A 26,961-nucleotide genomic window follows, 5' to 3' on the forward strand; every position below is an offset into this window, starting at 1 on the left:
ACAGGAGATTCCTGCCATGGGCGATACAAATACCTACCAAATGCATCAGCGAGCCGCAGAGTTCCACCTTCAGGCGGCACACGCACACAACGCGGCAGCGGTATCCCACAACAAAGAAGATCATCTCAGCGCCCACGAACTCTCGCGCCAGGCGCACGAGCACTCCGCAAAGGCCTTTGAGGCTTCGCAAAAACTCATAGCTGAGTTCAAATCCGAAAAATAAAAATGTGAACTCCGACGCAGCTCATCGCGTCAGAGTTCACCTTTCATTCCTACTCCAGCGCAAGCCTCGGCAACTCCACCCCGCCACGCGCGCTCGAAATATACGCCGCCTCCACAGTCCGCATCGTGTCGATCGCATCCTCCACGCTCGTAGGAAGCGTCGTCGCTTCTCCCTGAACATAAGCCTGCAACGATCCCATCGATCCCATGAACGCATCGGGAAACCAGTTCCCGCTCACCGGGCCCTCGCTCCATCCGGCATCGCCGCGAACGATGTACTCGAGATTATCCGGCAGCCCCACCGGATAGTTCAGATTCACTCCCATCCGAGCCCGCATCGCACCCTCCATGCCCTCCCACTGCACAAAGCTCCGCTGCATCTTCGGGTCGAAGTCGTGGCTATGGTTCGCCGCGATGAACACGCGCTTGTCATCGCCATAGTCGAACGTAATCACGCTCTTCGTCGCCGCAAGCTCGGCCGTCCGCGGACTCCTCACCGTCTTCGCATACACGCCCAGCGGATTTCCAAACCAGCTCCGCACCAGGTCGACATAGTGGATCGAGTGGTAAAGAATCTCCAGCCGTGGCGCTGTCTTCAAAAAGCTCCAAAGCTCCCACGGCATATGGCAGCTCACTGAAACTTCCATATCGTGCACCGCACCCAACGCACCAGCATCGTATAGCGCACGCGCCGCCAGCATATTCGGAGCCCACCGCAACTGAAAGTTCACCGCCGCCGTCAGCCCCTTGCTCCGGCAGATCTTCAAAATTTCCGTAGCCTCGGCCAGCGTCTCTCCCATCGGCTTCTGCAGCAGCACCGCCGCGCCATCCGGCAACTGCGGCAGCACTGCCGTCTGCGATGGAGCCGGAACTGCACAATCGAATACCGCATCCTTTGGCGCATACGCCACTGCCTCTGCAATCGTCCCAGCCACAAACGGAATCTCAAATTTCTTCGCCAGCGCCCCCGCCTTTTCACGGTCCCTATCCACCACCGCGACCACAGAAAACCCAGCCTTCTTATAAGCCGGAAGGTGAGCATCATGCGCAATCCCACCCGCGCCTATCAGCACAATCGGCCGCGCCATCTTTGGCCTTGGAGCCACAGTCTCCCGCATCGCCTTCTCGAAATCCATCCGTCCTCCATTCACTAATGCAAAAGCCATTCTATTGTTAACGAGCACAACGCGCTCAACATTGCCCTCGCACCCGCTTGCAACCCGTCGTCGCGCACCGTACCTTGGAACCTGCATGTCGTCCACGCTCGAGCTCGCACTTTTCTCCTGTCTTCTCCTCGGCCTTCGCCATGGCTTCGACTACGACCACCTCGCAGCCATCTCTGACATCACCAGCGTCCAGCGCAACTGGCGCGAAGGCATGAAGCTCGGCCTGCTCTACGCTCTCGGCCACGCCCTTACCGTCGCCCTCCTCGGCTCCGCCGTCATCTTCCTGCACCTCTCGCTCCCCGCGCATCTCGATGCCGTCAGCGAGCGCCTCGTCGGTGCCACGCTCATCGTCCTCGCCATCTATGTGCTGGTCACCTTCCTCCGCCGCAAGCCCGACAGCGAGCATCACCACCACATCCCCCGCAGCCGCATCGCTCTCCTCATCTCCGGAGCACGCTACACCGGCTGGCAGATCCGTCGCCGCTTCAATCCCGATATCCCGCAACCCGAACCCTTCGCCTTCCAGTACAACCAAAGCTCCGTCTTCGTCGTCGGCATCATCCACGGCCTCGGCGCCGAAACCCCATCGCAGCTCCTGCTCTTTCTCCTCGCCGCAAACCTCGGAGGCACCAGCCGCGGCTTCATCGGCCTGCTCTCCTTCATCGTCGGCCTGCTCATGATGAACACCCTGATGACCGCATCCGCCTCAGGCATCTTCGCCGGTGCAACCAACCGCCCGCGCATCCAGACCGTCGTCACCTCGCTCACCGCGGCCTACAGCTTCATCATCGGAGCCATCTTCCTCTTCGGCATCTCCGACAAGCTTCCCCCACTCCTCCACTAACGAGAATTTCTTATGAGCACAGCGCCGATCTACGCCACCTACCCCAGCCTTGTCGATCAGGTCGTCCTCATCACCGGCGGAGCCTCAGGCATCGGAGCCGCCACCGTCGAGCAGTTCGCTCTCCAGGGCGCCCGCGTAGCCTTTCTCGACGTAGCCGACAAACCAGCTCTCGCATTGATCGAAGACCTCACCCCACGCTGCAAGCGCGCTCCCCTCTACCATCACTGCGACCTGACCAACATCGAAAGCCTCCAAGCCGCGATAGCCACCATCACCGAGCAGCTAGGCACACCACGCGTCCTCATCAACAACGCGGCCAACGATGACCGCCATCGCTTCGAAGACGTCACCGCTGCCTCATGGGACACCGGAATGGCTGCCAACCTTCGCCACCAATTCTTTGCCGCACAGGCCGTCGCTCCAAACATGAAGGCCGCAGGCGGCGGCTCCATCATCAACATGAGTTCCATCTCGTGGATGATTCCCACGCAACACCTCTCCGTCTACGTCACCGCCAAAGCCGCAATCGTGGGCATGACCCGTTCCATGGCCAAAGACCTCGGCCCCGCCAACATCCGCGTTAACGCTGTCCTCCCCGGAGCCATCCTCACCGAAAAACAACAGCGCCTCTACATGTCTCCCGAGTACGAACAGGAGCTCTTCAAAGTGCAATTCCTGAAGCGCCACATCCTCCCCGACGAAGTCTCGCGCCTGCTGCTCTTCCTCGCCGCAGACGACAGCTCCGCCATCACCAGCCAGAACTACATCATCGACGCCGGCTGGATGTAGCCGCCACACTCGATAAACTATCTCCATGCTCCGAGTCCCCTACGCCGACCTCTACGCTGCCCTCCTTAACGCCATACAGCAACTAGGCCTCCAGGGCGAACGCGCCGCCCTCTGCGCGCGCCTCTTCGCCGAAACCACACGCGACGGCGTCTACACTCACGGACTCAACCGCTTTCCCCGCTTCGCCGCCATGGTCCGCAACGGCAGCATCGACGTCAACGCCGAACCCGAGCGCACCGCCGCCTTCGGCAGCATCGAGCGCTGGGACGGCCACCGCGGCCCCGGCAACCTCAACGCCTACGCCGCCATCGAGCGCACCATCGCACTCGCCAAACAAAACGGCATCGGAGCCGTCGCTCTCGGCAACACCAACCACTGGATGCGTGGCGGAAGCTACGGCTGGCTCGCTGCCGAGCACGGCCTCTTCTCCCTCTGCTGGAGCAACACCCTCGCCAATCTCCCCGCCTGGGGCACCGCCATCCCCACCGTCGGCAATAATCCACTCGTCATCGCCGTCCCGAGACCACAAGGACACGTCGTTCTCGACATGGCCATGTCGCAGTTCTCCTACGGAACCCTCGCCGCCTACAGCAAACGCAACGCTCCTCTTCCCGTCCCCGGCGGCTACGACACAGCAGGCAATCTCTCCACCGACGCCGCAGCCATCGAAGCCTCGCAGCGCGCACTCCCCATCGGCTACTGGAAGGGCTCCAGCCTCTCGCTCGTTCTCGACATGATGGCGGCCATGCTCTCCGGCGGCCTCGCCACCCATCAATTCCCTCTCGACCCTATGCGCGAAGCCGGCCAGTCCCAACTCTTCCTAGCCGTCGATCCCTCCCACCTCGGCGTAGCCGAAGAGCTGAACCAGATTGCAGAAGGCGTCATCGCCAATCTCCACGGCATCACGCCACTCGATCCCGCTCGCCCCCTGCGCTACCCCGGCGAGCAAACCCTCCATCTTCGCGAAGAGAATCTACGTCTTGGCGTCCTCGTAGAACCCGAGCTCTGGCAGCAACTTAATGCCACGCAATAAGATGCAACGAATCAGCTCTGTCGTTCGTCTAATCCAGAATGGGGAAAGCGATTAAATTCGCGGTTGTAGCAGTTTGCCTGCTTTGCATTCTCGCGATTTGTATCGCCCCTCTTGTCGATCTCCCCGCCACCAGCCTCCGGTCGTATCAGACCGCCGTGATTTTGCTCTGGGGATTGATCGCAGCCGCTTTCAGCGTGGCTCTCTCCGCGTTCAAGCCCCTCGCACCCCTCTGGATCGCATCCTCTGGATTCCATCGCCGAGAACAGGAGTGGAGAATTGGCGCGCCCCTGAAGTTCTCTTCTGTTCTACGATGCTAGGAGATTGCTGCCCTCTCTCGATCGCCTCGTAAACAACCGGTGAATCGATACCCCAAAGCCAAATTGGCCGCAGGAGAGACCAGGTGAAGACTTCAGAAGTGCTACACGCGTGGGCTGGAATTCTGGAAGGGAGACGTCCCTCCTTATCCATTGAAATCACAAAGGAGTGCCCGCTTCGCTGTCCTGGTTGCTATGCCTTCGACGACGCCCACCTCGGCGACAGCGAAACCACCCTCCGCCAGCTATCCGATTTCAAAGGAGACGCTCTGGTCCAGGGCATCCTCGAAGTCGTCGACCGCTATCGCCCCCTCCATCTTTCGCTCGTCGGCGGAGACCCGCTCGTTCGCTACCGCGAGCTAGAGCTTCTGCTACCCGAACTGGACCAGCGCGGCATCCACGTTCAGATCGTCACCAGCGCCTTCCGCGCCATCCCAAAACACTGGGCAGACCTTCCCCGGCTCAATCTCGTCGTCTCCATCGACGGCCTCCAGCCCGAACACGACGCCCGCCGCAAGCCCGCGACCTACGAGCGCATCCTCAAGAACCTCGAGGGCGCAAGCGCCACCATTCACTGCACCATCACCGGCCAGATCGCCGACAAGCCACACTACTTGGAAGATTTTCTGCGCTTCTGGTCGGCCCGCCCCGAGGCCAAAAAGGTCTGGATGAGCATCTTCACGCCGCAGATTGGCGCAGAAGGTCCCGAGATCCTCACCCCCGAAGTCCGCGCCGCCGTCATCGCTGAACTTTTACGCCTGCGTCCTCTCTATCCCATCCTCGACATGCACGAATCCTGCATTGAAGAGTTCCGCCACCCGCCAAAATCACCCGAAGAGTGCATCTTCGCCCGCACTACCCACACCGTCTCCGCCGACCTTAAGACCGCGATTACGCCATGCCAGTTCGGCGGCAACCCCGATTGTTCGCAGTGCGGTTGCATCGCCTCCATGGGCCTCGCCGCCGTCGGTCATCATAAAGTTGCCGGAAACCTTACCGCAGGTCGTATATTTATGGTCTCCGACCGTATTGGCACGGGCGTGAGGAAACTGCTAGACCCGACTTTAGAGAAGACAAGGAGAGCCTCATAGCGCGATGACCCAATACCTTGCCGAAGAGCCTATCCACTTACACGTCACCAGCACAGGCCCAGTAGCTGTGGTGAGTCCCCACGAAGCGGATCTCCGCAAGCAGCTCGCCCGCATCGGCAAGGCCATGCATCGCGTCGGCTACACCCCCGCGACCGCCGGCAATCTCTCCGTGCGCCTCGACAGTCAGCGCATCCTGGCGACGCCAACAGGCTGCAGCAAGTCGCTCCTGCAACCATCCGACATGGTCATAGTGGACCTCGACGGCCACAAGCTCTCCGGTTTGCGTAAGGTCACCAGCGAGATCGGTATGCATCTCGCCGTCTACCGCGCGCGTCCCGACGTGCAGGCCATCGTCCACGCGCATCCGCCCGTCGCAACCGCGTTCGCAGCCTGTCGCAAACCACTCGACCAGCCCATCTGTTCCGAGATCATGATGACCACCGGCCTCGTCCCGCTGGCAGAGTACGCCACCACTGGCACCGAAGAGGTCAGCGAAAGCCTCCAGCCCTTCGTCCTCACCCACGATGCCATCCTGCTCGCCAACCACGGCCTGCTGACCTACGGCGATACCCTGATGGACGCCTTCATGAAGACCGAGACCGTCGAGCACTTCGCCCAGGTCTGCCTCGCCGCGCATCAACTCGGCGGCGCGGTCCCGCTCGAAGACTTCGACCTTGAAAAGTTGCGCCGCGCAAAGTCGCGCTACAAGCGAAACGCCTCCGACGAACCCTGCAGCGCCTGAGACGCAGCCTCGAACCAAGTCCCAGACTCAACTCAACCCGCGGTAACCGCCACCCAACCAAATCAGCACCACCAAAAACCACGTCATCTCGACCAAAGCCGCGTAGCCCCATCGCGCGGCGCAGTGGAGAGACCCTTGTATTTCGTTTTTGCTCCTGCCATTGCTCTATCTGCTGCGCCCCGTACGAGGTTGCCACTGCTTTTGCAGTTGCCGTTGTTCGTTTTACGCCGTCATTTCGTTTTACGTCGTCATTCTGAGCGAAGCGAAGAACCCCCGCATTTGCCTTTGTCGTTGCATTTGCCTTTGCAGTTGCTTTTGTCGCTGCAGTTGCAGCTAGGTACAGCGAGGCTTCAGCCTCACGTCTAAAAAGCCGCCGCGAAGCGGCCTCCGCTCTGCCGAAGGCCGGAGTGAAGGCGAAGCCGAAACGACAAATCTATCGCTGTTGCCCGTTCTCTCCATCCAAATACACAACTGACACGCGTTCCCCCAACATAAAGCCATCGTTCACTCACGGCTTACTTTTAGCCGCATCCATCCGTCTCAAAAAGGATCCGCCCCAAAAATCTGTCGGTCAGCCTTCTCATGGCCACGCTGGAAAAGCAATCCTATCGCAACTTGACGAGCTATACAGTAGTTTGCTACATAGGTATGGAGGAAATCTCTGATGCTTGAGTCGCAGATCCCACTGAAGCCGTCCCTGCTAACCAAAGCCATCCTGCTAGGCACGCTCCTCTTCGCCTTTTCACTCGCTGCCACTGCTCAAACCACTGGCGGCCTCCGTGGCCAGGTACTCGACCCCAGCGGAGCCGTAGTCCCCGGAGCTACCGTCACGCTCACCAAAGACGCCACCGTCCTCACCGCACCCTCCGGCAACGACGGCAACTATAGCTTCCGCGACGTTCCCGCAGGCGCTTACTCCCTCACCATCGACGCACAGGGATTCACCTTCCCCAAAACCGACGTGTCAATCTCCAGCCACGTCCGCCAGATGAATCTCACCCTCGCCATCGCCGTCCAGCAACAGAACGTTCAGGTCACATCGAAAACCAACGGTGTCAGCCTCAACCCCGATGAAAATTCAGGTGCCATCGTCCTCAGCGGCCACGACCTCGACGCCCTCTCCGACGATCCCGACCAGCTCCAGAGCGAGTTACAGGCGCTCGCCGGACCCTCAGCCGGTCCCAATGGCGGCCAGATCTACATCGACGGCTTCGCCGGCGGCCAGCTCCCGCCCAAATCTTCCATCCGCGAGATTCGTATCAACCAAAATCCTTTCTCGGCCGAGTTCGACCGCCTCGGCTACGGCCGAATCGAGATCCTCACCAAGCCCGGCACTGACAAGCTCTCCGGCTACGTCATGACGTTCATCACCTCCTCAGCGCTCAACACCGCCAACCCGCTCGTTCAGGAGCAGCCCAGCTACCACGGCTACTCCCTTCCCGCCTACGTCGCCGGTCCTCTTACCAAGCATTCGTCCTACTTTCTGAACTTCTTCCACAACCAGCTTCAGAACCAGGAGTTCGTCGTCGCCGTCAATCCAGCCGACACCACGACGAACATCACGCAGACCGTCTCTCGCCCCTCATCCTTTTGGCAGTTCAACCCTCGCTTTGACTTCCAGCTAGGCAAGAGCAACACGCTCTCCATCCGCGACTCCTTCTCCCGCTACCAGCAGAGCAACGCCGGTGTCGGCACCCTCGTCCTTGCCGATAACTCCTACAACCAGACCCAGCTCGAAAACGACATTCAGATCAGCGATACCGTCGTCGTCAATTCAAAGCTCCTCAACGAGACGCACTTCCAGTGGCGAAAGATTCGCAACAGCCAGACCGCGAACACCCTCACTCCAACCGTCACCGTGCAAGGAGCCTTCACCACCGGCGGCAACAGCTCCGGCACCGTGCAGGACCATCAGGACGTCTTCGAGCTGCAGAACTACTCCACCGCAACCGCGGGCCTGCACACCATTCGTTTCGGCGCGCGCCTGCAGGCCTATCGCGACGCCAACTACTCCACCTCCGGCTCCAACGGAACCTACATCTTTCAATCGCTCGACCACTACCTCGCCGGAAAGCCCGATCAATACCAAGCCACAGTCATCAAGAACCCATTAGCGCGCGTACTCCTCTTCGACGCCGCTCTCTTCTATCAGGACGACTGGCGCTGGAAGCCCAACTTAACCCTCAGCTACGGTCTCCGCTACGAAGGCCAGAACCGCATCCACGACCACGCCGACTTCGCGCCGCGCGTTGCCCTCGCCTGGGCTCCCGGACACATGGGCAGCACACCGCCGAAGACCGTTTTCCGCGCAGGCTATGGCTGGTTCTACAACCGCTTCACCGTCCCCAACTCCTTCAGCTCGGCCACAGGAACGCCGTACATCATGCAGGCCCTCCATCAAAACGGGATCAACCAGCAGAGCTACGTCGTCAACAACCCCGACTTCTACGACCCCACCACGCCCGCCACACTCAACGGCTCCAACACCTCCTTGCCCACCGTCTACAGCATCGATCCCCACTTCCGCGCCGCACTCGACATGCAGGGCGGCATCGGGATGGACCGCGCCGTCGGCAAGCTGGGCACGGTCAACGTAACCTATCTCTTCACTCGCGGCATCCATCAATTCCTGACCAACAACATCTCCGCGCCCACCTTCGATCCCGCCACCTACACCGTCACCAGCCCCACACCGTCTGAGTACAACTACCAGTTCCAATCCGGCGGCATCTACAAACAAAACCAGATCATCGTCACCGGCAACACCAAATACAAACACATCTCAGTTCACACCTCCTACACCTTCAACGATGCCCAGAGCGACACGCAGGGCGTCACCTACACTCCCTCGGTCGCCAGCAATCCCAGCCTCGACTATGGCCGTGCCAGCTTCGGCATCCACCACCGCCTCGTCATTCTCGGCACCTATGCCGCCCCGCACGGTATCATCCTCGCGCCTCTGCTCTTCGCGCAATCGGGAACGCCCTACAACCTCACCATTGGCAACGACCTCACCGAGAACAACCAGTTCAACGCTCGTCCCACCTACGGAACCTGCGGAGCAGCCGACGTCGTCTCCACCCCCTACGGATGCCTCGACACCAATCCGATTGGTAAAGGCGAGCCCATCGTTCCCTATGGCGTCGGCACCGGTCCCGCCAACTTCGTGCTTCACATGCGCATCAGCAAAGCCTTCGGAGTCGGCCCGAAGATCAAAGGCACCACGGGCAGCGGCTTCGGTGGGGGCGGAGGCGGCGGAAGCGTCAGCGGACGTGGCCTCGGCGGCGCTCAGGCAGGTCCTAAGCTCGACGCCAGCGTTCCCCGAAAATACAGTCTCACCATCGTCGCCACGTCCTTCAACGTTCTCAACATCGTCAACCGAGGCACACCAAACGGCGTCCTGAACTCCACGCTCTTCGGAAAAACCCAATCACTAGCGGGAGACGGCTTCGGCTCCAACACTGGAGGAAACCGCAGTGTCTTCCTCCAGGCCATGTTCAACTTCTAAAGCTATTTAGCGGATGTTATCGAATCATCAAAAAAATATCTGTCATTCTGAGCGCAGCGAAGAACCCCTGCCTTTTGCCCGAAGCGCCCATGCTCTCACCGTCTCGCACAAAACAACCCACCCCAACCCCCGTCATCTCGACCGGAGCGAAGCGGAGTGGAGAGACCCTGTATTTTGCCTTTGCCGTTGTTTGTTCTTCCTACCCTCTCCAGAACGACAGCATCCTCTAACTCACTCCCCACCATCGCCCACAACAGCATTTTCTTTAGTTGAAAGCAATTCCCTCTTGACAATACTGAACTATACTGTTCAGTATTGTTTAAGTACCTGACCGAGGTTATCTATGATTCGCGTTCAGAACCTGGTAAAGACCTTCGGCGACTTCACCGCCGTCAAAAACATCTCCTTCGACGTAGGCCAGGGCGAGATCTTCGCCTTCCTCGGCCCCAACGGCGCGGGCAAAACCACCACCATCAAGATGCTGACCACGCTGCTGCGCCCCACCAGCGGCACCATCGAGCTCGACGGCCTCGACCCGACCGTCAAGACCAAAGAGGCACGCCAGCGCTTCGGCATCGTCTTTCAGGACCCCAGCCTCGACGCCGAGCAGACCGCCTACGAGAACATGGACCTCCACGGCGTCCTCTACCACGTCCCGCGCAAGCTGCGCGGCGAACGCATCGAGCGTCTGCTCAGGACCTTCGAACTGTGGGAGCGCAAGGACAGCTACGTCAAGACCTTCTCCGGCGGCATGAAGCGTCGTCTCGAGATCGCCCGCGGCTTCCTGCACACGCCGGCCATCCTCTTCCTCGACGAGCCCACGCTCGGCCTCGACCCTCAGAGCCGCAATCAGCTCTGGACACACGTCAAGGCCCTCAACGAGAGCGAGAAGACCACCGTCTTCCTCACCACGCATTACATGGACGAGGCCGACCGCGTCGCTCATCGCATCGCCATCATGGACCACGGCAGCATCATCGCCGTAGGCACCTCGGCTGAGTTAAAACAGCAGACCAGCACCGAAACTCTCGAAGAGGCCTTCCTCGCGCTCACCGGCTCATCCCTGCGCGACGAAGGCGCCAACTCGGCCGATGGCCTGCGCCAAATGGCGAAGATGTGGAGGCGATAGATGGGCGCAATATATATTCTCTGGCTGCGTGAATTAAAACGTTACGTGCGTTCGCGCGTGCAGATCGTCGTGTCGCTGGGCCAGCCCTGCCTTTACCTGCTGGCACTCGGCTTCGGCTTCGGCCCGGTCTTCAAACAGGCCGGCCACGGCAGTTATCTGCAGTTCATGGCCCCCGGCGTCGTCGGCATGACGGTACTCTTCAGCTCCGTCTTCTCCGGCATCGCCATGCTCTGGGACCGCCAGTTCGGCTTCCTCAAAGAGACGCTGGTCGCTCCGGTCTCGCGCCTCCAGATCATGGTCGGCCGCACCCTCGGCGGCGCGACCGTCGCCATCATTCAGGGCACGCTGATCCTCGTCATCTGCCTCATCGCAGGCTTCCGTCCCGAGTCATGGACGGCGATTCCCTTCGCCTTCCTCTTCGTCATCCTCATCGCAATCGTCTTCGCCGCGCTGGGCACAGGCATCGGCTCCGTCCTGCAAGACATGCAGGGCTTCCAGCTAGTCATGAACTTCCTTGTGCTCCCCATCTTCTTTCTCTCGGGAGCACTCTATCCTCTCTCCAACCTGCCGACCGCAATGGCAATCATCGTCCGCATCGATCCGCTGACCTACGGCGTCGACGGCTTGCGCGGCGCACTCGTCAACGTATGGCAGTTCAGCGCCATGCTCGATATCACCGTCCTAGCAGCGATAGCCTGTGTCTTCCTCGGCGGCGGTGCTTACCTGTTCTCCAAAATCGAAGCCTAGTCATGGCACGACCCAGAAGCGTTCAGGCACACCGCAAAGTTGTAGAAGCAGCCGCTGAATTATTTGCCGAGCATGGCATCGATGCCACCAGCATGGATGCCATCGCCGAATCCTCCGGCGTAAGCAAAGCCACCATCTACAAGCACTGGACCGACAAGGACGCACTCTGCCTCGAAGTCCTCGGCTACGTCCACGGCCTCGACGAGAAGCCCCCCATCTTCGACTCAGGCGACTTTCGCACCGACCTCATCGACCAGCTACGCTACCAGCCCGCAGCCAACCGCAAAGCCATGAAGGACAAGATCTGGCCGCACCTCATGGCCTACAGCGCACGCAACCGAGCCTTCGGCGCAGCGTGGCGAGCGAAGGTGCTCGAACCGGCACGCATCGGCCTCGCCGCCACCATCAAGCGCGGCGAAAAGCTAGGCGCGCTAAGAACCGGCATCGATCCCGAAGTCGGCATCGCCCTCCTCCTCGGCCCCATGATGTACCGCCACATCTTCGCGCAACGTCTAGGCCAGAACGCCCCCAAAGACCTCGAAGTCCACGTAGCCGACGCCTTCCTCACCGCCTTCGCAAAGCAATCGCGCAAAGCTCAGAAGCCATCTACTAAACCTCATTTTTGAGAGTTGGTTGGGGGCTTCATAAGGGGCTGCAAGACGTTAGCAATTTTGTCATGGGAGTGACGTCCACCCGAGTAATGCCGATCGATTGCACTTTGATATCGGCGAACCGTATAGACTGTGACAGGAATAGAACTGCACACCAGATATCCCTCCACATATCCCTTGTTGTTTAATGCGATATCCAAAGGTCGTGAGCCGCTGAAGTCGCCCCACCATTCACCATCTAAAAAGCCGTGAGGTTCGGTGTAGTTCTCTCCTCCTTGGATATCTCCGGATTTGAGTGTTGCAGCTGCATGCTGGATCGCTTTGGCGACTGCATCCCGGTCGCCGCTCTTCCCAGTTCTCAACTCTTCAGTCACCGCGTTCTGGTAATCAACGATTGATGCTTTAGCTGTCTTCGGCGAAGGACGACAGTCTAAATAACCGTAGATAAAGCCCTGCTGCTCCTCGCTGTACACCTGATTCCACCATGTTGCATCGAAGTGCAACGCGTTAGATATCTGGATAGCGCTGGAAACCTGCCCCAGAGAACTTCCGATAGCCATTCCTATATAAATCCAAAAGACTACTGTTTTCGAGAATCTATTGATTCGGGGCATAGAAATGTATCTGGCCTTAGCTCGATATGTATCGATCCCTGGTTCAAGGACATGAAACGGAAAAATAATCGCATAGATCAACTGGAGCGATCATGTTCGGATTGAAGATATCCGTAGTGCATAGTCACATGTTCTTTCGCAGCTTTCCGAAGAACGTATCATAAGTGTTCGCGTCTTCCCGAGCTAGCGACATAACTCTTCCAATCACAAAGCCATAATACTCACCCCGCAGTAACCCCCACTCAAAATCCTGCTATAACTTCCATGCCGACTTTTCACACAATATACCGGTATTGAAATCAGGGAGAGAAGATGCCTCATCTTGCGCAGCGCCTCGCCGGGACCATCCTCATCGTCATCGCATCCTGCGCCGCCAGCCCGGCCCAAAGCTCCAGCGCTCCCGAGATGAGCTGGCACGCCCACTGGATCACCGCTCCCGGCCTTCCACCCTTCGCCCCCGGCATCATGCATCTCCAGCGAACCATCGCCCTCCCCGCCAAGCCCGAGCACTTCATCGTCCGCGTCAGCGCCGACAACGCCTTCCTCCTCCACGTCAACGGCGAGACCGCAGGCCGCGGCCCCGCCAAAGGCGACCTCGCCCACTGGCGCTTCGAGACCATCGACCTCGCGCCCTTCCTGCACTCCGGCAGCAATATCCTCGCCGCCACCGTCTGGAACTACGGCGAATACAAATCCGCCGCACAGTTCACCAACCGCACCGCCTTCCTGCTCGAAGGCACCACTCCCGAAACCGAGTCAGCCAACACCAACCAAAGCTGGCAGACCGAGATCGATCACGGCATGACCATCGAGCCGCTCACCAGGCCAATCGCTGGCAACTACTATGCCGCTGAACCCATCGAAGTGATCAACGCGAAAGACTTCGACGCCGCATGGGACGCGCCCATCACCGATCCTTCCCACTGGGCACCCGCCGTCCCACTCGACGGCGCGGCCTCACGCGGCGCGCGCGATGCCGACAGCAACTGGCAGCTCGTCCCCGACCTCCTCCCGCAGATGGAGTACACCCTACAGTTCGGCGGCAAAGTCCTCCGCACCACCGGCATCGCGTCCGCGCCAGACTTCCCCGACAACGCCGTCACCATCCCCGCCAACACCACCGCCAGCATCCTCATCGACAACGGCGTCCTCACCACCGGCTATCCCGAGCTGTCGCTCAGCGGAGGCAGCGCCGCCACCATCCGCCTCACCTACGCCGAAGCCCTCTACGACGCCCACGGCGAAAAGGGCAACCGCAACGACATCACCGGCAAAACCATCCAGGGCATCTACGACGACTACACCGCCGACGGCTCCCCCCACCGCACCTTCGCCCCCTTCGTCTGGCGCACCTGGCGCTATCTGCAGATCGACGTCCACACCGGCGACCAGCCGCTCAAACTTCACCACTTCAGCTCTATCTTCTCGGCCTTCCCCTTCGTCCATCGCGCCCAATTCACCAGCGATGATCCCGATCTCACCAAAATCTGGAACATCGGCTGGCGCACCGCCCGCCTCGACGCCCACGACACCTACATGGACACGCCCTACTGGGAGCGGCTCCAGTACGTCGGCGACACTCGCCTGCAGGCCCTCATCTCCTACTCCAACGCAGGCGACGACCGCCTCGCCCGCCAGGCCATCACCGCCATCAACGACTCGCGCATGCCCGACGGCATCACCCTTAGCCGCTACCCCACCTCCCTCTTCCAGTCCATCCCGCCTTTCTCGCTCCTGTGGGTCGGCATGGTCCATGACTACGCCCTCTACCGCGACGACCCCGCCTTCGTCCGCCAGCAGCTCGAAGGCACACGCACCGTCCTCGCCTGGTTCCTCCAGCACCAGAACCCCAACGGTCTCATCGGCAAACTTCCCTGGTGGTCCTTCATCGACTGGACCGAAGACTTCAAAGGCGGCGAGCCACCGCAGGACGCCAACGGCGATTCCGCCATCATTACTCTCCACTTCGTCGAAGCCCTCCGCGAAGCCGCCGAGCTTGAATCCGCCTATGGCGACCCTGTCCTCGCCCAGCGCTACCGCCAGACCGCAGCCAAATCCGTCAGCGCCATCGAAACCCTCTGCTGGAACCCACAAACCCATCTCTACACCGACACCCCACACGGCAACCACTACAGCCAGCACACCAACGCCATGGCCGTCTGGCTCGACGTTGCACCCGCCGCCGCCCAGCGCGGCATCATGACCCACATCCTTGACCCCGCCAACGCCTCAACCATCTCACCCGCGTCGTACTACTACCGCTTCTACCTCAACCGCGCTCTCCAGCACGCAGGCATGGGCGACCAATATATCAAGCTGCTACAACCGTGGCGCAACATGATCGCCCTCGGCCTCACTACCTGGGCCGAGCAGCCCGAGCCCACCCGCTCCGACTCCCACGCCTGGAGCGCCCACCCCAACTTCGACCTGCTCAACATCGTCGCCGGAATTCAGCCCGCCAGCCTCGGCTTCAAGACTGTCCTCATCGAACCCCACCTCGGCCCACTCCACACCCTCACCGCCAGCTACCCCCACCCCAAAGGCCCCATCCAGGTGCAATACACCCTTATCAACGGAAGCCTCCACGCTGTCGTCCACCTGCCGCACGAACTTGACGGCACCTTCCGCTGGCAAGACCGCTCCTATCCCATCACCGAAGGAACTCTCGACGTCATCATCTCCGGCAGCAAAGACAAAACGCCATAGAGCATCCCCATTGCTGTCGTGGACACATACCCTAAACGCCCGTCGTGCTGAGCGCATCCGGTGCTTGGAGGCTTTATCCGACGATATATTTGCTTCCCGGCAACAGCGATAGCAACTTGACCCCGAGATAGGTAATCACGAAGGTTGTAAGTGCGATCGCGGGTATGCGCAGAAACGCATTCTCAAGGAACGGCGCCATGAGGGAGTGAACGGCGTTGAGTACGATGATGTGCGCCAGATACATGCCATAGCTCAAACGCGAAAGATCGTCGATAAGCCGCCATACGAGACTGCTCTCGTGGTCTGCACGAAGGTTTCGGAAGAGCAGGAATAGTCCCGCTGTCATGATCGCAACGTTCAACGTGGTGAAGTTCCACGTCAACTCGAGGCTCTGTACTTGGTGCTCGTAACCGAGTCTGTGGAGAAATCCCGCTGCGGTGAAGGCATAACCCGCAACCACCATGCCGATGGCGAGCCAATCGACACGCAACGAAGGCGCCATCCAGAATCGCTTGATATAAGCAGCGAGTACGGCATAGCCGATGAAGCCTGAGAAGTAGTAGAGAGTAGGCGTTGCATTCCAATAGCACTCGCCCCATACCGATGAGAAGAAGAGGTGAATGAAGGGCAGCAACAGTGTCATGCCCCACAGCGCCAGGAAGAGTTCCATGCTCTTCCGACTGGCCGAAACGATCCACGGCGAGAACACAGGTGCGATGAGGTAGATCGCCATCAGCATGTAAACAAACCACAGATGGCCAACTTCCGTGCCGTAATTTACGGGAATCTTCGCGATGTTGAGCAAAGTGGTATGAAGGGAGGCCGTTCCTTGCGCGTAGTAATAGAAGGCGTAGACCACACACCAGACGACGAAGGGAATCAACACGCGGGTAAAGCGTTTCCGAAAAAATTTGCGCTCATCCCCGACGGGGAAGAGAAAAAATCCGCTAATCATGACGAAAAGCGGCACGCAGACCCGCATGAGCGAGTTTGTCCATCCCACGGCCCAGGCTCCCGGCGTGTGCAATACGGTCCCGTTGGGCGCTATGTACTCGAACTCGCCAGTATGGACCTGCATCACCATGTAAATCGCGATGACTCGAAGGAGGTCGAAGCCTTGATGCCGCTTATAGGTGGGAGAAGCTGAGATATTCAAGATGTGCGGTCCTCGGTCATGTGGAGATCATAGCGAAAGTCTCGGTCGCGAAAAACGGTGTCACGGGAAGCTACGAGACAAGTTGCACACCCTGACTCGTGCTCCAGGACGAAGCCAGTTGATGGTAAATCGCCAATGCGCTTATTGCGGACTAATTACTACCGTAAAGCTGGTTTATCGTCAGTGATCGGAGGCCTCCGTGACGACCTTAGCATCCAGTCAGCGCGCTTGGATAGGACCCCACGTTCAAGGCGACAATTCCGTGGCTCCTGAGCAACTGTTAGGCAGAAACACGAAACAAAGAGAGTAGAGGATTCACAACTCTTCCCTGGCACTCAAATCGCCGACCCTGCAACCATATCTCCGACAGCGAAGACCATTCCGAAACTATTCGGCCATGGCCGCCGTCGATCCTTATATCTGCTAACCGCGGTACTCTAATAAAAGAGAGCGAAATATTGCGGCGACCAACATTGGCGTAAAAAGGTTTTAGATGTCGGATCACTCTATCGATAAAGGGAGAACGAGATGAAGCATTTAGCAATCGCGGGGCTTGTCTTAGCCATGGCCACGAGCGGCGCATCCGCACAGGTTAATTCAGGCGAACAGAAGCCCGAGGCTACCCAGCCATTCAACATAGTTCAGGTAACGACGTTGAGCCTGCCCTGGCGAATCGCCTTCCTGCCCGACGGGCGATTGCTGATTACCGAGAAGACCGGCGGCTTGCAGCTCGTCACCCAGCAGGGAGCAAAGACCCCCGTTACCGGCACGCCCGCCGTTACCTGGAGAGGTCAGGGCGGAATGCTGGGCGTCTATGTCTCCCCTCACTACAAGAAAGACCACAACGTCTACCTCACCTATTCAGAGCCGGGCGACGGTGGTTCGAGCCTCGCACTCGCGCGCGCCAAACTGAAGATCGACAACGGCGCGGCAAGCCTCGACGACCTAAAGGTTATCTGGCACGACGGCGAACGAGGCGAGGGCGGACAGTTTGGCGGAGCGGTCGCCTTCTCTTCCGACGGCAAATACCTCTTCCTCTCCTCCGGAGATCGCCAGCGCATGACGCCAGCCCAGGACCCCAACCAGCCCATCGGCAAGATCCTGCGCCTGACGCTCGACGGCAAACCCGCCCCCGGCAATCCCATGGCAGGCAAGACAGGCGCAGCCAGTGTGCCCGTCATCGATCCGCCATCAGATACCGAAGCCGCCAAGACCGCCCCGGTCATAAGAACCTACACCTTCCCCGGTCCTAACCTCACTCCATCCGAGACCTGGGCCAGCGGAATCCGTACCCCCTATGGACTGGCCTTCGCACCCGACGGCCGCCTGTGGGAGCTTGAACATGGCCCACGCGGCGGCGATGAGCTGAACCTCATCGAGCCCGGCAAAAACTATGGCTGGCCGCTCGTCTCCTACGGACACAACTACAACGGCGTGCCCGTCCCCAGCCCCGACACGCATCCTGAGCTGGCCAAGCCCGTCATCTACTGGGTGCCCGTCATCGCTCCCGGCAACCTCATGTTCTACAAAGGCTCGACCTTCCCCGGATGGAACGGCTCGGCCCTCGCCAGCGGTCTGGGATCGAAGTCCCTCACCCGCATCACCTTCGACGGCAAAGGCGGAGCAACCGCAGTCGAACGGTGGGACATGGACCGCAGAGTCCGCGACATCGAGGAAGCTCCTGATGGCTCACTCTGGATGATCGAGGACGCCAAGCCGGGCGGCCTCTTCCACCTGACGCCGAAGTCGAAATAAAGCAATACTCCGGTCCATCGTTTCAGGCAGACGATGGACCGGGAACATTCATTCCAGAAGAGTCAAGGGTCACAGCAGCAAAGAACCCGTTCCACTCCCCTCTGTAAACCTCAAAGAGCGACGACAAGATGAACCAGAAAAACAAATTAGTGTTCGGGGCGATGTGTGCCTTATTGTGCGGGCTTTGCCTCTCCAATCCAGCCTTAGGCCAGAACCTTCCCGACGGCAAAGGCAAAGCAGAGTTCATCCACAACTGCACCGCCTGTCATCGCGCCGACATGGTCACCGTTGCTAAAAAGACCAAGGTAGAGTGGAGAAAAAGTGTCGACGACATGGCCGCTCGCGGTACGGACGGCACCCCGCAGGATATAGACAACGCCTACCTCTACCTCGCCACCTATTTTGCAACCGATAAATCCGCCCAAGCTACTGCTGCACCGTCTACCTCGGGTGCAGCCACACCGCTCAGCTCCTCGGAGATCGAGCAAGCCAAGAGCCTGATTACCCAGAGCGAATGTCTCGCATGCCATCAGATACAAGGACAAGGTGGCTACACCGGACCATCATTGAACGGCGTAGGAGCGCGCCGCACGCCCGACCAGATCCGAGCGGCCATCGTCACTCCAAAGCCAACCCTCGACCCCGCCAACGACCTCGTTCGCCTGAGCACAGCCGATGGCAAAACAGTGACAGGCCGCATCCTGAGCCAGGACGACCACACCGTGCAGGTCATGGACACGTCAGGAAAAACCGCCACCTACTCCAAGTCGGACCTCACCCTGTTCACGATCATCGACACCAACCCCATGCCCCCCTACGGTGGAAGAATCGCCGGAGACGATCTGGACACCCTCGTACGCTACCTCAGTTCCCTTCCATCCACGAACGAGGGCGCCCAAAAGTAACGCGGCGTCTTTAGTTCGCGAAAGGCCTCTCGGCTAATTTGGAGAAGACCTTTCGACGTGGTCGATCAGAAGAACATCGACAGGAGCTTTGGTCGATACCAGCTTCAATCCCAACTGCTCCTGAGTCGCAGTGAAGAAATCCGGTAGGTCGTTACTATTTTCCGTCGCTGTCGCCAGCCCATCCGGTGTCCACGCCAGCCGGAGATCATACCTTCCAGTAAGTCCTGTCTGATCCACAACCGGTCGGTTCAGAACGCCCTGCCCCAGCGCGTCGGCAATATCCGCCATCGTTGCGTTGGTCGCGCCAAAGTTTCCAGGTCCGAATCCCAGCCCCACAGACGCGCCAGGATCACTCTCACTCCTCGTGAGTTTGGGACCGGTCTTGACGACTGTGACCACGTACACGGATTGTTCTCGTTTCTCGAGATGGAATTTGAGATGAAACCGATCCGCCATCAACTTTTTAACCATCGATTGCCACTGCTTGATGCTTGGCTCGCCTTCTCCATCCGGCTCAGCGGAGATATCGTAGCTCTCTGAATTGACCCAATCCTCCGCCTTCACGATCTGACTTTGTTGAAGGCCATATGAGAACTTGATGAGGTCATTCAGTGAAGCATGAATGACTGAAAAACGGTGACCCTGAAAGTCGTATCTCGGACCGTGTTCATCGGGACCGCTGGGTTTGATGGTGGCAACTTCAAATGCTGGATTCACGTCCGCAGCCATGGGAGCTAAAGGCGTAGGAGGTTGAGGAATCGTCCACTCGGTCTCGTTCGTGGCGCGCGCAAAATTGAGCGGCTGCGAATTCTGCCGTTGCCTCCACGTCCCTGTGATAGCGCTGCCGTCGGCGCTCAAAGTGCCTTGGTAGGTGGCAAAAGGAAGTTCAACTTTCAGCAAAGAATGATTAAGCGTTGTGGAAATAGCAGGTATGCCCCCAGGCTCCCCATCAATGTTGTAAAAGGTCGCCCGGAGGGCCCCACCATCTCCCTTAATGATTTTGATCACGAAGCGCTGGTCCCGATTGGCGTGCAATATTCCCTGCCATGTTGCGGCGATATGACTGGCTGGGTCCGCAGGTGCGGTTTGCGCGCGGACCTCCGTAATATGCAGTAAGCCGAAAACCACCGGGACCGAGACCGCCATGATCCCAACGGCGCTGAGTAGAAGTTTCCGGCTCAAGTCCAGTTTGAGCGCAACCTGCTTCGCCATGATTCGAAAAATGCGCTGCTTCAGATCCGAACCCGTAACGCCGGACATACATGCGAGGGGAGACTCGGTATAAAACTTGCAGACATTGAGAATGCTCTCCGCATAGACCTCCGCTTCATTGCCGAGCTGTAGGACGGCTTCATCGCAGGCCCGCTCACGCTCTTCGATCAGGCGCCGCTCAATCCACCAAACCGCCGGATGAAACCAGAAGATCGCTTCGACCACCATGTGCATGGCAGCGGTTAGATTGTCGCGCCGCCGCACATGGCAGCTCTCATGCGCCAGAATGCTACGAAGTTGCGCACGCGAAAGCCGCTCTATAAGCTGCTCCGGCAACAGCAGCACGGGGCGGACAATGCCGACGATTCCAGGTTCGATTCTGTGTGAGGTCAACAGCACCGGCACATCCATCGGCAGGGACACACGAGATGCCCCCCGCAGCATCGTGCGAATCGACCACCAACCGCGCGACCAGCGGAAGAGCAGGAAGAGCAATCCGCACAGCCACAAGAGAATAAAAAACTCAGAAGGACCAACATGGTGCGAAGATGAGGCGACAGCAGCCGACAAAGGCAGAGCACCTGCAACGGGGTCAGTTCCCTCCATGCTCCACAAAAGAGGATGCGCCATCCTGATCATGGCGCTGGGGATTTGAGGGCTCTCTGTCGTGGATACGCTGGCGGGCCGAAACCAACCACCCATTGCAGTCAGCAGAAAGAATGGAAGCAGAAGCTTCAGCGACGCTGCCATCCATACCCAGTAGCGTGTTCGCGCCTGGTTGCGTCTCAACACCAGCGTCAGCAGCCACGCCACCAGGATGACCAGCGAGGATTGCCATAAATGATTGAAGATCGCGGCCGTCCAACTCTCGTTCCAGAATCCGTTGGGCATCATGGCCGTTTCTCCTTCGAAGAAAGCTGGCGCAACATCTTCTCGGCCTCTTTCACGTCCGCAAGAGACAACTTGCCGCCTTTGATCAGGTGAGACATCAACAATTGCGAGCCCCCGCCCAACAGCGCCAGTAGATCGTCAACCAGACGGCGCTGGGCCGCGTCCCGCGTAATCGCGGCGGAGAAAAGATGAAAGTTGCCGACCTTCCTCACCCGGTGCACGATCCCCTTTGCCTCCATCCGGTAAACCATCGTCTGAACCGTGGTATAGGCGGGGCGCTGCTCTTCCGGGAAGGACTCCTGAATCTCCCGGAGGGACGGCTCTCCCTTCTCCCAGAGAACCTCCATGATCTGATACTCCAGCTTAGACAACTTAGGTGCCGACAAATTCTCCTCCTACATACTTGCGTAGGTAGAATTACTACTTATGTATGTTTTTGTCAAATGCATAACGAAAAGCTTCTCGTCTTCTGTTGATGTGATTTCGGTCTTCGTTGGTTTATAGTGAACTCGACTTGGTGGAATCATCCGCAATGTTCGATACATCGGTGAAATCATGCTGCTTCCCGCTCCAGATGCACACTGATTCAAGGAGGGAAACAATGAAAGCCTTTCGCTGGCTCACAGTCCTCACGGTCACTCTCTTCCTCGCTCCATTCCTGATTGCCCAGAACACCGGCGCCCCCACACCACAGCCCCCCTCTGTTCTCTTTCACAACGTCCATATCTTCGACGGTGTCAAAGACAACATCTGGGGACCCGCCGATGTTCTCGTTCAGGGAAACACCATCGCAAAGATCTCCACTACGCCGATAACTCCCGATTCAGAGACAAAGGTGATTGATGGGACCGGACGCACCCTGATGCCCGGCCTCATCGACGCCCACGCCCACATCATGTTAGCCGCGATGCCCATGCAGGCCGCCCTCACCGCCGACATCGGCTATATCAATCTCGTCGCTGCCAAAGAGGCGCAGGCCACCCTCCTGCGCGGCTTCACCTCCCTCCGCGACATGGGCGGCCCCTCCTTCGGCCTCAAGCGTGCCATCGACCAAGGCTTCTATCCCGGCCCGCGTATCTATCCCTCCGGCGCCATGATCTCCCAGACCGGCGGACACGGCGACTTCCGCATGCCCTACGAGGTTCCCTCCACCATCGGCGGTCCGCTCAGTCATATCGAGCTGGAAGGCGTCGCGATGATCGCCGACGGGCCCGATCAGGTGCTCAAGCGCACCAGGGAGCAGCTCATGCTCGGGGCAAGTCAGATCAAGCTCATGGCCGGGGGCGGCGTCGCCTCTCTCTATGACCCCCTGGACGCGGTGCAATACACCCCGGAAGAGATCCATGCCGCCGTCGAAGCCGCAAATAACTGGAACACCTACGTCGCCGTCCATGCCTATACGCCTGCGGCTATCCAGATGGCCGTTGGTGCCGGAGTCAAATGCATCGAGCACGGTCAGCTCGCCGATGAAGCCACCGCAAAGCTCATGGCCGAAAAAGGAATCTGGTGGAGCCTCCAGCCCTTCCTCGACGATGAAGACGCCAACAAACAGGTCAACCCCGACTCGCGCGCCAAACAGCTCGAGGTCAGCAACGGCACAGAAAATGCATACCGCCTGGCAAAAAAATACAAGATAAAGACCGCCTGGGGCACAGACACCTTGTTCTCCGCCACCGGCGCCCTCAATCAGAACCGGCAGCTCACCAAACTCACCCGCTGGTACACACCGGCCGAGGTCCTCCAAATGGCCACGCACGACAACGCTGAGTTGCTCGCGCTCTCCGGTCCGCGTAATCCCTACCCCGGCAAATTAGGCGTGGTTCAGGAAGGCGCGCTCGCCGACCTGCTCCTCGTTCAGGGAGATCCGGTTGCGAACATCAAGTTGATCGAGACGCCAGAAACCAGTTTCGTCGTGATTATGAAGAACGGAAAGATCTACAAGGACCTTCTGCAATAGCGCCTAGCGAAGGCGAATCGTCGTCCCCAGCACGAGCCCCTGCTGCGTAGCTTCCAGGCCAAAGGTGTTTCCATCCTGGCGGTTGAAGTACAGGCGCTTGTATCCAATCTGCGCCGTCGCGTTTTTCCGCACTTTGTACCCTACGCCATAAGCAATCTCCCACGTCGGGCTGGAGCCACCCCCTCCGGCATCGCCAATCAGGAATGCTCCAATCTTCGGCGTCACACTCGCCAGCAGACGCGCGCCTGCCGTAACGTCGGCCCAATTATTCGTACCTGCATAGGAGAATTGGCCAAGCGGTCCAGCATCGAAATTCGAGTTCGCGCCGAGATGGTAGTAGCGGAATCCCCCCAGCACATCCGCGGTAAAGTGCTTCTGCGAATAAACGCGATAGGCAAACTGCGGCGTCAGCGTAAAGGTAGTCGTCGTCAGCTTCACCTGCACGGGGAACGGAAGCTGCGGCACCGGGACTGCCTGTTGATCGCCTACGCGCACAAATAGAAGATCGGTGAGCACGCCCACACGGCCGCGGCGCACTTCTCCCAATCCCATGAAACCGACCTTCAGGTTGCTGAAGATGTCGCCGAACGACTGGTGTACCGCCGCATCATGCCCCAGGAGAGTCAAATTCCCATTCAATCCCGCAAGCCACAGATACGGAGAAGCACTCACGTGCCACGTATCATTGGAAAACGACACTTCCTGTTGAGGCGACTCCACCTGCGCATGCGCCGTTGAATCAAGAGAGAAGAGCGCTAGCACGCATAGCAACATCGGAATGCAGCTATTAGACATCCGCGATCCTATATTCTTCGCGTTCATCGCCGTTACAGTGTACACAAGCGGATTTGCTTGAAGTATCAATTTGCCTCTCGACTGGTATCCCTTTGTCGACAACTCATAAGTCGGCTTGTCGGAAGGGATCTAACAGGCAGAAGGGTATTTCTGCTGGGCTAACCGTATAATCTGGTCAAATATAAGGGGACACCATGAAGATGCAACGCCGTGAAGTGCTTGGAGTGCTCACCGCCGCCGCCGGATCAGCATTGCTGCCGGGTTCTTTTGCGGTCGCGGAGCCAACGGCCACAACGAAAGCTCCGGCGAAGGAAAGCGTGACTGGTATCGGCGGTTTCTTCTTTCGCGCGCATGATCCGAAAGCCCTGGCGCAGTGGTATCAGGACCACCTCGGCATTTTTGTAACTCCGCAGAGCAAAGACGATCCTGTGTGGAATCAGCAGGCCGGACCGACGAGTTTTACACCCTTTTCCGAGAAGACTAAATACTTTGGCGACGACACCAAGCAGTGGATGATCAACTTTCGCGTGGGCGATCTGGATAAGATGGCCGCACAGCTTGAGGCCGCAGGCATCGCGGTGAAGGTGGACCCTATGGCTTATCCATACGGCCGCTTCGCACGCTTGCATGATCCGGAAGGCAATGCAATCGAGCTGTGGCAGCCGTTGAATGCGGCCAACGCGAAGTGATCCGGATCAGACTTAGCCAGACGTTTTCGCTTCGATCGGGAGCCTGCTGAGTTGGCCAACTGTATTGTGGTTAAGTGTCCGCTGTCTTCTAGCATTGGTTCTCAGACAGTTACAGTCCGTATCCTGAGCCAGGACGATAACAACGTGCAGGTCATGGGCATGTCAAGAAAAATCGCCACCTACTCCAAGTCAGGCCTCACCCTGTTCACGATCATCGACACCAACCCAATGCCTCCCTACGCAGGAAGAATCGCAGGAGACGACCTGGATACCCTGGTACGCTACCTCAGTTCCCTTCCACCTATAAACGAGAGCGCCCAGAAGTAACGTGCATGCCTTCATTTGCTTCCGAAAGCGCGTTTATCGATACTTCCCATGCATTGATCCGCTGCAAGCAAGTACGATGAGTGCATAGGCCCGTTCTCAATAACCGAGAATTGTAGTTTCCGAAAACCGGGCAGCCTCAACCGGTTGCCGATAGGAGAGGCCCACGAGCTGCGCAGTTCGCGCCGATGGCCTAAATAGGATTGCTAATCAGCATTCTAAGTACCGATTCAGCCCCATCCTCGCAGCTCGATCATCATATTTGAGGCATCGATGAATATCTCCAGGTCAGGGAGATTTGATTTCATCGAAAACGAATGACTCAAGCGTTTGGATAGACTCAGCGACTCCTTGCGCAAGCTGCGGCTCGTTCTCGAGAATTGCAAAATATTTGCTCCTGTCCTCAGCAAAATAACCACGGATCGCGATCCAGTCCTTACTGGGCGTTTTCGCTACATCTGCCAACTTTTCAGCTGCGCTCCTTAGAGTGGATTGCCGCTCAGTCCCATTTTCTCTTTGAGCAGAGAGACATAATGCGCAGCATTCGAGGTACGCAAGGTATCCGAGTTGAGGGGACTCTCTGCCTTCATCGTAGTGCTTCCGCGAGTGGGCCCTTTTCAGAGCATCCCTAGCCGACAATGGATTCTTAAACGCTTCCAACTCGATGAGGGCGATAGAGACTAGAGGTTTCTGGAATTGCGTTCCGACGCCACTCGCCTTCTCAAAGTAACTCCGCGAGATGCTCGCAACAGTCTTGTTGTCGTAATACTGCGAAAAATTTCCAGCCCGCATCAGGAGAGTGTAGTTGTCAGGATCAAGGTCGGATGCGCGATCGAAGTAGAACTGTGCCCGATAGAAATGTTCTGGGTTTTTGCTCTTTTCGAATTCGTCACCGCCATTAGTAGTCGAATAGAATTTGCTTCCATAAAAGACTCCAAGCAGCTGATAGATTTCAGCTAACTCTTTCTCGTGTCCCTTCGTGTTCAGCAGCAGCGCCGTAGTGACAGCCCCCTCGTAAAACAGAATCCGCTGGATCCTAGCTGGCTCTAGCGAGCTGAAGCTATTATCTGGAGCATCCCGAGGAGCCAATGATTCGCACTCAGTGCGCAGGTTTGCAAGGATGCTCTTGAAATTCCTCTGAATGCGACCAAGCATCGGAAAGTCCAATTCAAGCTCATCCCGCAGTCGTTCGAGGTTCGCCAAGGAGCCCTTTGATGCTCGCTCAAATTCTTTCCTCTGACCATCTAGCGCCTTCCATGAGACCACACCAAGGATGATCGTATATAGACCGACTGCAGTCATCATGAGCACGACAATCCGAGTCAGATAGTCCAGTTCATCTTTTTCGGCTGAAAAGGTCGCGCTCTGAGTCTCAACTTCCTGCGCCAATTTGGAGATTTCGTCGGCAAAATATTGCGTCCCTTTTTCATCGGTAGCCGAAGTGGCTGACTTGCCCTCTGGAAGATGTGCGGTCGCAACGATTTGACCGGATATCGCCTTCACCGTGCTGGAGGGCACCCACATTGCAACGATCAGACCCGCGGTCGCCGTTCCCAAAAGGAGTGCCAAAAATTTGAATGCTCGCCACGAAGGCGCATTTATCTCTTCAGTTTCCGGCACGCGATCCAAACCTCAAATGAAAGTTGACGATGCTTGTGAGTGCCAGTTCTATCACAAACTCGCCAATGCACTCATCGAATGATGGCTTGAAGTCGCCTTCGAGTAAGAAAAATGCCATAACCCTCCCCACCAACCCTTGAC

At 58.3% G+C, this 26,961-nt stretch carries 24 protein-coding genes; 16 read left to right on the top strand and 8 right to left on the bottom strand.

Translation table 11 applies throughout. The features are described 5' to 3' along the window. The first annotated feature begins 16 nt into the window (after window positions 1-16). Entirely contained in the window at window positions 17-223 is a 207-nt protein-coding gene (locus GSQ81_RS00175) for a hypothetical protein (protein WP_254059899.1), read from the top strand. 49 nt (window positions 224-272) lie between these two features. Here GSQ81_RS00175 and GSQ81_RS00180 read toward each other — a convergent pair whose 3' ends face one another. Then, window positions 273-1,358, bottom strand: a complete 1,086-nt coding sequence (locus GSQ81_RS00180) for a Gfo/Idh/MocA family protein (protein ID WP_254059900.1) — start codon at window positions 1,356-1,358, stop codon at window positions 273-275. Between the two features lie 115 nt (window positions 1,359-1,473). Here GSQ81_RS00180 and GSQ81_RS00185 point away from each other — a divergent pair, with 115 nt between their 5' ends. The 9 genes from GSQ81_RS00185 (at window position 1,474) to GSQ81_RS00225 (ending at window position 12,211) form a co-directional block, all read left to right on the top strand. Further along, a complete protein-coding gene (locus tag GSQ81_RS00185; RefSeq protein WP_158908744.1) occupies window positions 1,474-2,232 on the top strand; it encodes a hypothetical protein in 759 nt (252 codons plus the stop codon). Window positions 2,233-2,244: 12 nt separating this feature from the next. Beyond that, window positions 2,245-3,021, top strand: a complete 777-nt coding sequence (locus GSQ81_RS00190; protein ID WP_158908745.1) for an SDR family NAD(P)-dependent oxidoreductase — start codon at window positions 2,245-2,247, stop codon at window positions 3,019-3,021. Window positions 3,022-3,046: 25 nt separating this feature from the next. After that, window positions 3,047-4,054 carry a 3-dehydro-L-gulonate 2-dehydrogenase gene (gene yiaK, locus GSQ81_RS00195; protein WP_158908746.1) on the top strand — a complete coding sequence of 336 codons (1,008 nt, stop codon included), beginning with the start codon at window positions 3,047-3,049 and terminating at the stop codon, window positions 4,052-4,054. Between the two features lie 400 nt (window positions 4,055-4,454). After that, a complete protein-coding gene (locus GSQ81_RS00200) occupies window positions 4,455-5,459 on the top strand; it encodes a radical SAM protein (RefSeq protein ID WP_158908747.1) in 1,005 nt (334 codons plus the stop codon). Window positions 5,460-5,463: 4 nt separating this feature from the next. Next, window positions 5,464-6,201, top strand: a complete 738-nt coding sequence (locus tag GSQ81_RS00205) for a class II aldolase/adducin family protein (protein ID WP_158908748.1) — start codon at window positions 5,464-5,466, stop codon at window positions 6,199-6,201. Between the two features lie 664 nt (window positions 6,202-6,865). Continuing rightward, entirely contained in the window at window positions 6,866-9,709 is a 2,844-nt protein-coding gene (locus GSQ81_RS00210) for a TonB-dependent receptor (protein ID WP_158908749.1), read from the top strand. Window positions 9,710-10,052: 343 nt separating this feature from the next. Next, window positions 10,053-10,838 (top strand): ABC transporter ATP-binding protein, encoded by a 786-nt coding sequence (locus tag GSQ81_RS00215; protein WP_158908750.1) that lies wholly within the window; start codon window positions 10,053-10,055, stop codon window positions 10,836-10,838. Continuing rightward, window positions 10,839-11,585, top strand: a complete 747-nt coding sequence (locus GSQ81_RS00220; protein ID WP_158908751.1) for an ABC transporter permease — start codon at window positions 10,839-10,841, stop codon at window positions 11,583-11,585. A 2-nt stretch (window positions 11,586-11,587) separates the two neighbouring features. Further along, a complete protein-coding gene (locus tag GSQ81_RS00225; protein ID WP_158908752.1) occupies window positions 11,588-12,211 on the top strand; it encodes a TetR/AcrR family transcriptional regulator in 624 nt (207 codons plus the stop codon). Here GSQ81_RS00225 and GSQ81_RS00230 read toward each other — a convergent pair. Further along, window positions 12,202-12,756: a hypothetical protein gene (locus GSQ81_RS00230; RefSeq protein ID WP_158908753.1), complete on the bottom strand. Its 555-nt coding sequence runs from the start codon at window positions 12,754-12,756 to the stop codon at window positions 12,202-12,204. The two genes, GSQ81_RS00225 and GSQ81_RS00230, sit on opposite strands and share 10 nt — an antisense overlap. Before the next feature lie 366 nt (window positions 12,757-13,122). Here GSQ81_RS00230 and GSQ81_RS00235 point away from each other — a divergent pair, with 366 nt between their 5' ends. Further along, window positions 13,123-15,516 (top strand): family 78 glycoside hydrolase catalytic domain, encoded by a 2,394-nt coding sequence (locus tag GSQ81_RS00235; protein ID WP_158908754.1) that lies wholly within the window; start codon window positions 13,123-13,125, stop codon window positions 15,514-15,516. A 73-nt stretch (window positions 15,517-15,589) separates the two neighbouring features. Here the strand turns inward: GSQ81_RS00235 and GSQ81_RS00240 are convergent, their stop codons facing one another. Continuing rightward, a complete protein-coding gene (locus GSQ81_RS00240) occupies window positions 15,590-16,672 on the bottom strand; it encodes an acyltransferase (RefSeq protein WP_254059901.1) in 1,083 nt (360 codons plus the stop codon). Window positions 16,673-17,200: 528 nt separating this feature from the next. Between GSQ81_RS00240 and GSQ81_RS00245 the strand changes: the two genes are divergently transcribed. Further along, the gene (locus GSQ81_RS00245) at window positions 17,201-18,427 is read left to right on the top strand and encodes a PQQ-dependent sugar dehydrogenase (RefSeq protein WP_158908755.1); all 1,227 of its coding nucleotides are present in this window, start codon (window positions 17,201-17,203) and stop codon (window positions 18,425-18,427) included. A 128-nt stretch (window positions 18,428-18,555) separates the two neighbouring features. Continuing rightward, the gene (locus tag GSQ81_RS00250; RefSeq protein ID WP_158908756.1) at window positions 18,556-19,332 is read left to right on the top strand and encodes a c-type cytochrome; all 777 of its coding nucleotides are present in this window, start codon (window positions 18,556-18,558) and stop codon (window positions 19,330-19,332) included. Window positions 19,333-19,365: 33 nt separating this feature from the next. Here the strand turns inward: GSQ81_RS00250 and GSQ81_RS00255 are convergent, their stop codons facing one another. After that, the gene (locus GSQ81_RS00255) at window positions 19,366-21,438 is read right to left on the bottom strand and encodes a M56 family metallopeptidase (RefSeq protein WP_158908757.1); all 2,073 of its coding nucleotides are present in this window, start codon (window positions 21,436-21,438) and stop codon (window positions 19,366-19,368) included. Continuing rightward, window positions 21,435-21,821, bottom strand: a complete 387-nt coding sequence (locus GSQ81_RS00260; protein ID WP_158908758.1) for a BlaI/MecI/CopY family transcriptional regulator — start codon at window positions 21,819-21,821, stop codon at window positions 21,435-21,437. The genes GSQ81_RS00255 and GSQ81_RS00260 overlap by 4 nt, the downstream gene beginning before the upstream one ends. Window positions 21,822-22,036: 215 nt before the next feature. Between GSQ81_RS00260 and GSQ81_RS00265 the strand changes: the two genes are divergently transcribed. Then, complete coding sequence (locus GSQ81_RS00265) at window positions 22,037-23,392, top strand: amidohydrolase family protein (RefSeq protein ID WP_158908759.1); 1,356 nt, start codon at window positions 22,037-22,039, stop codon at window positions 23,390-23,392. A 3-nt stretch (window positions 23,393-23,395) separates the two neighbouring features. Here GSQ81_RS00265 and GSQ81_RS00270 read toward each other — a convergent pair whose 3' ends face one another. Next, window positions 23,396-24,064, bottom strand: coding sequence for a hypothetical protein (locus GSQ81_RS00270; protein WP_158908760.1), 669 nt, complete (start codon window positions 24,062-24,064; stop codon window positions 23,396-23,398). A gap of 317 nt (window positions 24,065-24,381) precedes the next feature. Here GSQ81_RS00270 and GSQ81_RS00275 point away from each other — a divergent pair, with 317 nt between their 5' ends. Continuing rightward, entirely contained in the window at window positions 24,382-24,876 is a 495-nt protein-coding gene (locus GSQ81_RS00275) for a VOC family protein (RefSeq protein WP_158908761.1), read from the top strand. Between the two features lie 159 nt (window positions 24,877-25,035). After that, complete coding sequence (locus GSQ81_RS00280; protein WP_158908762.1) at window positions 25,036-25,203, top strand: hypothetical protein; 168 nt, start codon at window positions 25,036-25,038, stop codon at window positions 25,201-25,203. Window positions 25,204-25,488: 285 nt separating this feature from the next. Here GSQ81_RS00280 and GSQ81_RS00285 read toward each other — a convergent pair whose 3' ends face one another. Beyond that, a complete protein-coding gene (locus GSQ81_RS00285) occupies window positions 25,489-26,820 on the bottom strand; it encodes a hypothetical protein (protein ID WP_158908763.1) in 1,332 nt (443 codons plus the stop codon). Next, complete coding sequence (locus GSQ81_RS20205) at window positions 26,807-26,938, bottom strand: hypothetical protein (protein ID WP_256369646.1); 132 nt, start codon at window positions 26,936-26,938, stop codon at window positions 26,807-26,809. The genes GSQ81_RS00285 and GSQ81_RS20205 overlap by 14 nt, the downstream gene beginning before the upstream one ends. Between the last annotated feature and the right edge of the window lie 23 nt (window positions 26,939-26,961).

Source organism: Granulicella sp. L56, from assembly GCF_009765835.1.
Classification (GTDB): Bacteria; Acidobacteriota; Terriglobia; order Terriglobales; family Acidobacteriaceae; genus Edaphobacter.

What these genes read in the sequence shown, in the direction of transcription:
- GSQ81_RS00220 (WP_158908751.1), top strand. Translation starts at nt 10,839, where the DNA reads ATGGGCGCAATATATATTCTCTGGCTGCGTGAATTAAAACGTTACGTG.
- GSQ81_RS00175 (WP_254059899.1), top strand. Translation starts at nt 17, where the DNA reads ATGGGCGATACAAATACCTACCAAATGCATCAGCGAGCCGCAGAGTTC.
- GSQ81_RS00230 (WP_158908753.1), bottom strand. Translation starts at nt 12,756, where the DNA reads ATGGCTATCGGAAGTTCTCTGGGGCAGGTTTCCAGCGCTATCCAGATA.
- yiaK (WP_158908746.1), top strand. Translation starts at nt 3,047, where the DNA reads ATGCTCCGAGTCCCCTACGCCGACCTCTACGCTGCCCTCCTTAACGCC.
- GSQ81_RS00210 (WP_158908749.1), top strand. Translation starts at nt 6,866, where the DNA reads ATGCTTGAGTCGCAGATCCCACTGAAGCCGTCCCTGCTAACCAAAGCC.
- GSQ81_RS00225 (WP_158908752.1), top strand. Translation starts at nt 11,588, where the DNA reads ATGGCACGACCCAGAAGCGTTCAGGCACACCGCAAAGTTGTAGAAGCA.
- GSQ81_RS00190 (WP_158908745.1), top strand. Translation starts at nt 2,245, where the DNA reads ATGAGCACAGCGCCGATCTACGCCACCTACCCCAGCCTTGTCGATCAG.
- GSQ81_RS00185 (WP_158908744.1), top strand. Translation starts at nt 1,474, where the DNA reads ATGTCGTCCACGCTCGAGCTCGCACTTTTCTCCTGTCTTCTCCTCGGC.
- GSQ81_RS20205 (WP_256369646.1), bottom strand. Translation starts at nt 26,938, where the DNA reads ATGGCATTTTTCTTACTCGAAGGCGACTTCAAGCCATCATTCGATGAG.
- GSQ81_RS00215 (WP_158908750.1), top strand. Translation starts at nt 10,053, where the DNA reads ATGATTCGCGTTCAGAACCTGGTAAAGACCTTCGGCGACTTCACCGCC.
- GSQ81_RS00205 (WP_158908748.1), top strand. Translation starts at nt 5,464, where the DNA reads ATGACCCAATACCTTGCCGAAGAGCCTATCCACTTACACGTCACCAGC.
- GSQ81_RS00235 (WP_158908754.1), top strand. Translation starts at nt 13,123, where the DNA reads ATGCCTCATCTTGCGCAGCGCCTCGCCGGGACCATCCTCATCGTCATC.
- GSQ81_RS00280 (WP_158908762.1), top strand. Translation starts at nt 25,036, where the DNA reads ATGTCAAGAAAAATCGCCACCTACTCCAAGTCAGGCCTCACCCTGTTC.
- GSQ81_RS00245 (WP_158908755.1), top strand. Translation starts at nt 17,201, where the DNA reads ATGAAGCATTTAGCAATCGCGGGGCTTGTCTTAGCCATGGCCACGAGC.
- GSQ81_RS00180 (WP_254059900.1), bottom strand. Translation starts at nt 1,358, where the DNA reads ATGGATTTCGAGAAGGCGATGCGGGAGACTGTGGCTCCAAGGCCAAAG.
- GSQ81_RS00255 (WP_158908757.1), bottom strand. Translation starts at nt 21,438, where the DNA reads ATGATGCCCAACGGATTCTGGAACGAGAGTTGGACGGCCGCGATCTTC.
- GSQ81_RS00250 (WP_158908756.1), top strand. Translation starts at nt 18,556, where the DNA reads ATGAACCAGAAAAACAAATTAGTGTTCGGGGCGATGTGTGCCTTATTG.
- GSQ81_RS00265 (WP_158908759.1), top strand. Translation starts at nt 22,037, where the DNA reads ATGAAAGCCTTTCGCTGGCTCACAGTCCTCACGGTCACTCTCTTCCTC.
- GSQ81_RS00275 (WP_158908761.1), top strand. Translation starts at nt 24,382, where the DNA reads ATGAAGATGCAACGCCGTGAAGTGCTTGGAGTGCTCACCGCCGCCGCC.